The organism is Alteromonas sp. AMM-1 (assembly GCF_047290655.1).
GTDB lineage: Bacteria > Pseudomonadota > Gammaproteobacteria > Enterobacterales > Alteromonadaceae > Alteromonas > Alteromonas mangrovi.
The window spans coordinates 1-10,297 of record NZ_JBLBUE010000124.1 but is presented as its reverse complement, the minus strand read 5'-3'; the positions used below and the strand labels follow the sequence as shown (position 1 = coordinate 10,297).

At 50.6% G+C, this 10,297-nt stretch carries 9 protein-coding genes; 7 read left to right on the top strand and 2 right to left on the bottom strand.

What is annotated here, in order from left to right; all coding sequences use genetic code 11:
* From ACLR2L_RS15465 to ACLR2L_RS15435, 7 genes are all read left to right on the top strand, one after another.
* A partial coding sequence (locus ACLR2L_RS15465; protein ID WP_413369340.1) for a TonB-dependent receptor plug domain-containing protein occupies positions 1 to 1,248 on the top strand: 1,248 nt, incomplete at its 5' end.
* Positions 1,249 to 1,265: 17 nt separating this feature from the next.
* Positions 1,266 to 2,372 (top strand): HmuY family protein, encoded by a 1,107-nt coding sequence (locus ACLR2L_RS15460; RefSeq protein WP_413369339.1) that lies wholly within the window; start codon positions 1,266 to 1,268, stop codon positions 2,370 to 2,372.
* A 120-nt stretch (positions 2,373 to 2,492) separates the two neighbouring features.
* Positions 2,493 to 3,284: a heme/hemin ABC transporter substrate-binding protein gene (locus ACLR2L_RS15455; RefSeq protein ID WP_413369337.1), complete on the top strand. Its 792-nt coding sequence runs from the start codon at positions 2,493 to 2,495 to the stop codon at positions 3,282 to 3,284.
* Complete coding sequence (locus tag ACLR2L_RS15450) at positions 3,277 to 4,359, top strand: FecCD family ABC transporter permease (protein ID WP_413369335.1); 1,083 nt, start codon at positions 3,277 to 3,279, stop codon at positions 4,357 to 4,359. The genes ACLR2L_RS15455 and ACLR2L_RS15450 overlap by 8 nt, the downstream gene beginning before the upstream one ends.
* Entirely contained in the window at positions 4,352 to 5,149 is a 798-nt protein-coding gene (locus ACLR2L_RS15445) for an ATP-binding cassette domain-containing protein (RefSeq protein WP_413369333.1), read from the top strand. Before ACLR2L_RS15450 ends, ACLR2L_RS15445 begins: the two co-directional genes overlap by 8 nt.
* Before the next feature lie 41 nt (positions 5,150 to 5,190).
* Positions 5,191 to 5,925 carry a HugZ family protein gene (locus tag ACLR2L_RS15440; protein WP_413369331.1) on the top strand — a complete coding sequence of 245 codons (735 nt, stop codon included), beginning with the start codon at positions 5,191 to 5,193 and terminating at the stop codon, positions 5,923 to 5,925.
* Between the two features lie 132 nt (positions 5,926 to 6,057).
* The gene (locus ACLR2L_RS15435; protein WP_413369330.1) at positions 6,058 to 7,374 is read left to right on the top strand and encodes a DUF2254 domain-containing protein; all 1,317 of its coding nucleotides are present in this window, start codon (positions 6,058 to 6,060) and stop codon (positions 7,372 to 7,374) included.
* Between the two features lie 12 nt (positions 7,375 to 7,386).
* Here the strand turns inward: ACLR2L_RS15435 and ACLR2L_RS15430 are convergent, their stop codons facing one another.
* Positions 7,387 to 9,033: an alkaline phosphatase D family protein gene (locus ACLR2L_RS15430; protein WP_413369328.1), complete on the bottom strand. Its 1,647-nt coding sequence runs from the start codon at positions 9,031 to 9,033 to the stop codon at positions 7,387 to 7,389.
* Positions 9,034 to 9,128: 95 nt separating this feature from the next.
* Entirely contained in the window at positions 9,129 to 10,085 is a 957-nt protein-coding gene (locus ACLR2L_RS15425) for a TonB family protein (RefSeq protein WP_413369326.1), read from the bottom strand.
* Between the last annotated feature and the right edge of the window lie 212 nt (positions 10,086 to 10,297).

The window sequence follows — 10,297 nt, the reverse complement described above, 5'->3', positions numbered from 1 at the left end:
GCCCGGGAATTCTCTGACCTGCGCTTTGCCAGCAAATCCCGCTGGTTTGCGGAAAACAAACACAAGGTACTGTCTGCGGTCCCCGGACAATCCTCGTTACTTAGCTACCAATCAGACGTCGAACAATGGCAGCAGGATATTCGCATAGCGAAAGCAAACGACTGGCACATCAGCGCACGGGCATTGGGGCACAGCGAAATCAGCGGCAATACTAACGGCCTGCGCGATACACAAATTGCTATGCAGGAACTGGAATTGCAGAAAATCCTGATGGGCGATTGGGAATGGATTGCCGGTGTCACCTTGCATCAGGACCAATTGGATCAAATCAACCAGGCAACGGGTGTTGTGGAAGTGGACGACGCCAGTCGACAGTCGGCTGAGGGGTTCGCGCAAATCAATGCCAGTTGGCAGCACATGCAGTTTTTACTGGGATCGCGAATTCAGTACGACAGCGACTTTAACTGGCATCAGGCCTGGCGTGGCAGTGTGAGTTACCAACAAGCAATCGGACAGCACAACTTTCAATGGCGTGTTGGAGCCGGGCAAAGCTATCGTGTGCCCAACCTCAAAGAGCGTTACTACATATTTGACCACAGTAATCTGGGCTACATGATTATTGGCAACGACGAGCTGGTGCCGGAAACCGCCGACAACCTGTCTGCGGGGCTGAAATGGCAATACAGTGACGCGGAAGACTGGCAGTTTTCTACTGATGTCAATCTGCATTACACCGATGCTGACGACTTTATCATTACCACCGCCAATGCGGGACTGTCTCAACAGGCGGGCGTTGATGTGTTTGTTTACAGCAATGTTGAAAAAGCGGTTATTCAGGGCTTCGACCTTGCATTGTCAGCAGAAAGTGCGCACACAAAATGGCAGGTAAATTACAGCTACCTGGATGCCAAAGATGGCAATCAACAGCGCCTGGCAGAACGCCCGCGTCATTTACTCAAAACCTCTGTTATCTATCAGATTTTACCCTGGGATGCCGATCTTCAGTTTTATGTGGTTGCCAGTGACGACGAATCCCCCGACAGCAGTTACACAGGCGTATACCGCGACCACGCCATTACCGCCAATGTGCAATTTAAACATCAGTTTTCCGACCACCTGAGTTGGCAGGTGGGCATAGAAAATATCTTCGACCAACATCAGAACACCGCAAAAACACAACAAAGCTTGTTCGATGCCCGCGGGCTCGAGAGTCGCCAGTTGGTGTTTAGCACGCAGTATCAATTTTAATCACAGCAGGAGTTTCCATGAAGTTTTCAACCGCGCGTTTACCCGCCATGATCATCCCCGCCTCGATGGCAGTATTGTTAAGTGCCTGTGGCGGCAGCAGTAGCAATGGCAGTGCTACCCCGGTAGAAGAGAGCAGCACACAGGGCGAGATTTTCGGTCCATTCAGTACAGGATCCACCAGCGAACCTACCACTGTGTATTTTGATTTGGATACCCAAAGCACCGTTGAGCTCACCGATGAAGAAGCGGCGACTGACACCACGTGGGACATTGCCTTTCGCCGCACCAAGGTATGGCTGAATACAGCTCAGGACAGCCCGGTTAGTCTGTATTTTACCGGTAATAATGCCGACTTCTTTGATGCTGACGGCAATGCGATTGCAGAGATGTTTACCGCGGCGACAGCGGACAGTGAACTGGAAGATTACACGGCCATTACCCTGGCCGATGTGCCGGATGCAGAATCCTTTACCACAGATGAAGACGCGGCTGTGGTGGGCACCAGTTTTTACAATTACGACATGACTACTCACATAGTATCAGCCGCAGATGATGTGTATTACATTGTTTTTTCCGACAGTAACTACACAAAGTTTCGCGTGACCGACATACAGACAACCGGCCGCGAAATTGGCGAAATCACGTTTGAAATAGCCCACCAGAGTGTACTCGACGGACAGAGCGAATTTGCCGCGGCGCAAACGCTGACACTGCAAACCGAAGCCTGTACCGACGATACCTATATCGACTTTGACACTCAGACAACGGCAACCGCAGCAGACGACTGGGATCTCATGCTGACCTGTGGAGACAGTGGTGCCGCCTTTTCTCTGACACTGGCCGACGATGCCACCGTAATTAAAACCGATGGGCAAACCTATTCTGGGATCGATTCAGCCGCCGCGCCCTATATGGGCTTTACCAGTGATGCCTATACCGAATACGCATTCGACGCTGCGCCCTGGTACTACTACGATGGCACCACGCACCTGCTGTATTCGCAATTTGGTGTTTATCTGATCCAGGTGGGCGAGGTGACTTACAAATTCCAAATCACCAGCTATTACGATGACGCGGGTACATCGGGTAATTTCAGCTTCCGCGCCGATGCCATTACCGAATAACCCATTAGCACCTGGCTTGCCACACACCAAGCCAGGTGCGCCTGATGAGACTGATTTATGCAACGTGTTCTGATATTTCTTTGTTCGCTCTGGCTGTGCAATGTCTCCGCCAATGAGCCAATGCGCATTGTTTCGGCCGGAGCCAGCGTAACCGAAATCCTGTTTGCACTGGACCGCGGTGACTACGTAGTGGCTACCGACAGCACCAGCTTTTACCCGCATGAGGCCGCAACACTCACTAAGCTGGGCTATTTCCGCCAGCTCAGCACCGAAGGCGTACTGGCACAACAGCCCACTCATCTGCTGGGTGCCGCTGCCACGGGTCCCGACGCGACCCTTGAACAACTAAAAACAGCCGGCGTTACTGTGATTACCTATAACCAACCCCGCACCCTCGACGGCTTGTACAGTTTGATCACCATCCTTGGCACGGATGTAGACGCGCAGGCGAACGCCACAGCACTTACCAGAAAGGTAAGCCAGGCCGTAGACGCCGTGCTGCATTCAGAAGAGGTAGCCACCATTAAAGGTAAGAAAGCCTTGTATGTTGTCGCCAACAACGACCGGGGGCTTACGGTAGCAGGTAGTGATACCTTGCCCGATGCGTTATTTTCGGCACTGGGAATGCAAAACATCGCCGCTACGCTGAATGAGTACAAACTCATGAGCAACGAGAGTGTGATGCAAGCCAATCCGGACGTGATTTTTATAGCCAGTCACTTTGGCTCAGATCAGGCGGCGATAGATGCGTTATGTGCGCATCCGGCGATCACCATAACCAACGCCGGAAAAGAGTGCGCCATTACCGCACTGTCCAGCGCCACCAGCCTGGGATTATCGCCACGTATTGCCGACACATTCGCTCAAATTGTAACGGCTACCGCCAAGACGGAGCTCGCACGCCGTGACTAACCTGTCTGCATCGGCCGTCGAGATGCAGGTTAACCGGCATATTGTTGGTCGTGACGCCCGTCGACAACAGATATTGACGGTCGCATTGCTTGCGGTAGCCGTCAGTGCCTGGCTGTCGGTGTCACTGGGCAGCTACCAATGGCAATGGTCTGCTATTTGGCAGTACCTTACGGCAGATGACACCGCATCACGTAATGTTGCAATGCAATGGTATGTGTTGTGGGATTTGCGCTTGCCAAGAACGCTGATGGCCATTTGCGTTGGTGCATTACTGGGCATGGCAGGGTGTGCCATGCAAGGCCTGGTAAGAAATCCATTGGCCGATCCGGGCCTGATTGGTATATCCGGCGGTGCAGCCGCCGCTGCGGCAACCAGTATGGCAGTATTACCACTTTACTGGCCGGCGATCACGCCGTTTGCAACGGTGATCGCCGCTTTTTGCGGTGCATTGCTCACGGTAGCGATGGTGTTGCATATGGCAAAACGCCCTCATGGCGTAGCAGTGAGTACACTTATTCTGGCTGGCGTTGCCATTAATGCGTTAACGGGCACCGTAATTGGCGCAATCAGCTACGTTGCCGATGACGACGCATTACGGCAAATATCTTACTGGACTATGGGCAGTCTGGCAGGCGCAAACTGGTTGCAAGTGGCAATGTTAAGCAGTTGCCTGCTGGTGAGCGCCTGTGTGTTCTGGCGTTGTCGCGCGGCATTAAACCTGTTTGCGCTGGGCGAACAAGAAGCTGCTTATCAGGGGCTTAACGTTACACGCTACAAAAACCTGCTGCTTTGGACAGTGGCCTTTGCAGTAGCACTGGCAACCGCGTTGTGCGGCATCATTGGTTTTATTGGTTTGGTGATCCCGCACATTTGCCGCAACTTAGTGGGTGTTGATCAGCGCTATCTGATGCCGGCCAGTGGCATTCTGGGCAGCGTATTATTAGTACTGTCGGACTGTGTGTCCCGCAGTTTATTCAGCCCGCTGGAAATCCCTATTGGGATCATTACTTCAGCAGTGGGTGCGCCGTTCTTTTTGTATTTACTCTACCAACAGCGGGGCCGCACAGATGACTGAGCCTGTATTAGCCATTCATAATGCAATGGTTTCCCGTGGCAACCGCACGCTGATCAGCAATTTAACCGGCCAACTCAAACCCGGCGAAATGACCGCGGTTGTGGGTGAGAATGGCTGTGGAAAATCCACATTACTTTTTCATTTAACCGGGATCCGCAATCACGACCTGCCGGTCACCCTGCATAACAAACCGTTATCGGCGTGGTCTCCGTCTGCCATGGCAAAACAACGTGCAGTGATGCAGCAGCACCCCAACACACCGTTTGCCTACATGACCGACGAAATTCTGTTGTTGGGCCGCAGCCTTTACAAAGAGCCCCTGACGTTGCGCACGGCCTGGGTAGCAACCGTTGCAGAATGGTTTGCATTAACCCACTTACTGGGGCGGGACATTCAAAGCCTCTCGGGCGGCGAACGGCAGCGGATATTTCTGGCCAAAGCCGTGTTGCAGCTCATTCCGGAGCATCAACCATTAAATATCACGCCTGATTTTCATGGCAAATTACTGCTGCTGGATGAACCGACATCAGCACTGGATTTACGCCATCAGCGCGGCGTGATGGAGCAGCTTTCTTTGCTTGCGAAACGGGGATTGTCGGTATTGTGCATTAGTCATGACATCAACTTAGTGTCGCCATACTGCCAGCAAATGTGGGTCTTGGGCGAAGGGATTTGTATTGCTCAAGGCACACCGCAACAAGTGATAACCGAACCGGTGCTAACACGTTGTTATCGCACCCCAATTGAACTGATTGAACGCCCGGGTAAACCGCCTCTGGTTACCCATTAACGGCGTGTTGTATAGTGATTTAACGAAAAATAGGAACTCCCATGACCATGAAAACGCTCGCGTTTGAAGCCAAACAACTTTGTCGCACCCAGCACTCCGGCGTACTGAGTACCCAGTCGACATCGATGCCCGGCTACCCGTTTGGCTCCATTGTGCCATTTGTTATTACCCACACTGGAGAGGTAATCATTTACATCAGCGATATTGCGTTACATACCCGTAATATTAAAGCCGACAGCAAAGTTAGTCTGACTGTATTTGATCCCAGTGAAGATGACTCACAGGCAAATGGCCGTGTAACCATAATGGGTGACGCCAGCCAGATCACCGACGAAGCCGCAATCAGCTCGTGTTCAGAACAATACTTTCAGCTATTTCCACACGCGCGGGCATATCAACAAACCCATGATTTCCATTTCTACAAAATCAGTGTGGCACGCGTGCGCTTTATTGGTGGATTCGGCAAGATTCACTGGATCAATCCAGAGTACTGGCAAAGCAACACCGAGGAATGGCAAGCAAATACCACAGGCATGATCAGCCACATGAACGACGATCATCAGGAAGCCATGCAACTCATTCTGGCGCATTTCGCCAACGTGAAAACCAATAAAGTGACTATGTTGAGCGTATTTTCTGAAGGCGCGCATTATCAGTCAGCCGAAGGTAAGATTGTGTTTATTCCCTTTGCCGCCCCCTGCCACAGTGGAATGGAAGTCCGTCAGGCGCTGGTGGCACAAACCAAAGCCTGTCGCGAGGCACTTGCTGAGGCCTGATCTCACCTATCGGTAAATACAAAGCGAGGGTAATCCACCCTCGCTTGACTTTGACTCATCGTAAACAGTATAGCTACAGGAAAAAACATGTTAGCGTGAGCAATTACACAAGGTGAGCCAAAGGGAAATAGGGTGTCGTTGAGAATTATCACTGCACGCGTTCGCGTTTTCTGGGAATCGTTGTCTACCAGCTACTGGTTTATACCAGTGATGATGATGTTGTGTAGTGTAGCCTTGTGCTACACCTGCTTGTCGGTCTTTGAACGTGCTTTTTTACCAGACATGCTGCGACCACTGGTCCCCGAAGTAACCACCGACAACGTTCAGCAGCTTTTGTCTACCGTTGCAGGTGCAATGATCACCTTTACCAGTATCGCTTTTTCTATGACTCTGGTTGCCCTTACCCTGGCCTCAAATCAGTTCGGCCCGCGACTCATTCGCAACTTTATGAACGACAAAAGCACCCAGTCCGTGCTGGGGCTCATGGTGTCTACCTTTTTATTCTGCTTACTGTCGTTACACCATCTGTCGTCCATGTCTGAAAACCAGGATGCCATTTCGCTGCTGGCGGGCATAACCGTATTCTTTGCCATCACAGACTGCGTAACCATTGTGTATTTTATTCATCACGTATCCCGCTCCATTCAGGCCGATCAGGTGATCGCGAATTGCTATAGCGGGTTTTGTAACAGTATGGACGGCTTGTTACCCAAACCGGAATCCAACGCCGATTTGCAGCCAGTCAATGAAAGCTGGCCCGGGCACGATGACAGTTTCGCGGTTGAACTGTATGCCGACTCAAGTGGTTACGTGCAAACCATTAACTATGCCAGCTTCCTGGCGCTACCTGCCGTAAAAGTGGTTGGTTGTGAAATTCACATCCGCAGCGGTGATCATGTGGTAAACGGTGATCGTCTGGTCACTGTTTACAGCAGACAACCCGTTGAGGCAGATACATTTGCATCCCTGTGTCGCGCTATCGTATTAGGGAGCGACCGGACTCCCCTGCAGGATCCGGAATTTGCGATAAGCCAGTTGGTAGAGATCGCACTAAGGGCCTTGTCACCGGGCATTAACGATCCACATACGGCTATTACCTGTATCGACAAACTCACCGCAGCGTGTGTACTGATTTGCCAACGCGAATTCCCCGCCAATACGCTGATAAACAAAAATACAGCGGTTTGGTTGAAGCGCAGGACATTCACATTCGAAGGTTTAATCGATACCGCTTACGCACAAATAAGACAGGCTGCCAGCGCGCAACCTGCCGTGCTCATTCACTTGTTAAAAAACTTAGCCAACCTGCTTCCACGTTGCACCGGCAGTGCCAGCTCAGCCGTTGCCCAGCACGCGAAAAGCATTTACGCGAGCAGCCAGTCACTAACCTTGTGTAGCAATGATCAATCCGCACTGGACACCGCGATGTTACCGTTTAAACAAACATAACAGGCCGCTGGTTTACACCAATGACATGCTAAGCGACTTGCCTTGTTTAGTTATTTGGTACTCTCGTAAAAGGTTCGCCCGGTAATGCTCGGAACTGATGGTGTTCACAGCAATAAACTGTGCCTTTACGCTATCTGAATTCAGCATAACCTTCACATATCCCCGGTGCTGACAGTCAGTCCAGATAATTTCCCGATTGTGATTTGCTACCCGCTTATCCAGCTCAGTGGCAAGCTTTGTACCTAATACTTCAAAATCACCCGGTGAGGTAATTCCGGCCGTACCTAACTCTACTCCCATGGCATCGCCGTCACCCGCAAACAGCTGATTTGCCCAGAATGCATGACTGTCGCCAGTGAGCACGATCAAATCCGTGGCATTAGCCGACTGACATAACTGATAAAACTTCTCACGGGCAACCGGGTAGCCATCCCATGTGTCCAGGTAAATCGGCAAATCCAGTTTGCCCAGCGCCACAAAGTAAGCAAAGTGCGCCGCGACCGCATCGTTTTTGGCGAGTTCAGCCGGCAGTGTGAGGTCGTTAACCTTGGGGACATGGGTTCGCGCAATAGGAATTTGGTTGCCAATTAAACGCCACTTCGATTGTTTCACCGACGCCGATAGCTGCGCTTGTAAAAATTGCTCCATGGCAACACTTATCATGGTGCGGCTGGGATCCCCTAGCACGGTTTCAATGAAGTGCCTTAACGCCTGTTCGGTATTGAGCTGCTTCAAGTGTTCAGCATAATCAATTTGCAGGCTACGCCCGGTATGACGGGTTTCTAACGTGGTGAGGGTAGCCAAATCGCCAAAATTAAAATGTCGCCACAGGTTTGCTTTATCCGCACTTTGCAATGGTTCACGTAGTGGCATCCACTCATAATAAGCCTGGATTGACGCAGCACGTCTTGCCGCCCAGCTTCCCTCATTCGACTGGTGATTTTGCGCCCCATCCATATAAGGATTATTGGCCGACTCGTGATCGTCCCAGGTGGGAATTAATGCATGCGCTGCATGCATCAGACGCGAGCCGTTGTCGGTTTTATACTGGCGGTGTCGCATTCGGTAGTCGGCCAGACTCACGATTTCATGCGCAGGCAGATGACGGCGATTCAATGCCTGACCTTCTTTATCACCCCAACTATCCTGGCCATACTCGTAAATGTAATCACCCAAATGCACGACGTAATCAATGTCCGCATCGGCCGCAATATGGTGATAAGCGTTAAAATAGCCAAACGGGTAATTCGAACAACTGGCCACCGCTATCGACAGTGAATGAAGATTACCTTGCGGCAGGGTTTTCGTGCGGCCCGGCTCACTTTGCTCTTTACCTGCGATAAACCGATAGTAGTAAACCGATCCCGGGTTAAGGCCCGTTACGTCTACTTTGAAGGTGCAGTCTGACGCATCGACTGTGTTTCCCCGTCCTTGTTTAACTACGCGGGTAAAATTCAAATCTTCTGCCACCTGCCATTCAAGTGCTACAGGCCTGGCAGTGTGTGTCCAAAGGATGACTGCATCATGGGTTGGATCGCCGCTGGCAACACCACTATCAAATAATGCACTGCTTGTATTAGCAAATGCCTGATGAAAAAACGGCGCGGCAATACCGGTTGCCAAACCAGTTTTAATGAAGTGACGGCGGGAAAATGTCATAGTGTTAACGCACTGAGAAATCAAGATGCGCCGACTATGCCTGTGGTCTGTGACAAAGTGATGAATCCCTATGAATTCATCACTTTGCTATTTTTTTATCTGCTTAACTTAAAGTCCATTTGTACTTTCATATTTTGCGCGACTACTGGCTCTCCGTCGGTGAATTTTGGTGCATAACGCCATTGCTCTAATGCATCAAGCGTTGAACGTATGAATTTCTTGCTCCCCTGATATTCAAGTACATCAGGGCTGTGCACAAAGCCTTGCTCATCTATATCAAATTCAATTACCACGTAGCCTTCTCTTCGCGCTATAGCAGCGTCCCGAGGATAAACCGGATTAACACGATAGATAGGATCGGGCTCCTGATTGTCATCCCATGGCGTCATTCTGCCAATGATTTGGCAATGCTGGGTGGCCTTGTCTTCTTCCCCCATTCTTGAATAGGCTTCAACTAACATGGCATGCGCTTTTAATGCCCAGGGATGGGTGTAAAGCAGCGCATCATTAACACGTTCCGCAACTGACTCGAGATAACCGCTCGCCTGTTCGTAATCTCCACGCGCAAAATGCAATTTTCCCTGCAGGAAGTTTAAATGAATTGTCCTGACATCGTCTGGCCCCCAACTTTCGTTCGCCAACCCACGCGCTTTTTCTACCAGGGTATCGGTTCTGGAAAATGTCAGTGGTGTAGAGCCGTAACGCGTAATAGGCGACAGAGCGCTATAGTAAATTAAAGCAGCATCATGGAGAGGTGTCGCAGGCACGTCTTCTAAATCATTCAGAATGGCTTTGTAGAATTTTTCAGCACGCTCAAACGTGGATGTCGTAAACGGCGCTTTCGCACTCGAGCGCAATAAATCGTAGGATTCCAATCGCGCTAAAAACGTCTTCAAATGCAATGCACCAAATGTCTTTGCAGAATAATCGGTGAGCAACTGGTACGCGTTTTCGGCTTCACTTAATTGCTTATTCAAGCGCAACGCATTTGCCAGGTTATACTGCAATGCATAGTGATTGTCGGCGTCGGCGAGGATTGTCTCACTGGCCAAAGACAATGCCTGATTCGCAAAGGTAACGGCCTGCTCTCCGTTACCTTCCTTGATTGCCTGCGTATAGCTTATATACCAATTCGCATAGAAGTTTGCCCTCTCAGAGTGAGTAAAAACGACTTAGATCACGACGCGTTCTCTGAGGCATAGTTATTCTATGTCCAGAGGACGCAACACAGATGTAAGTCGTTTTGGCCACTCCCTTCGGGCAT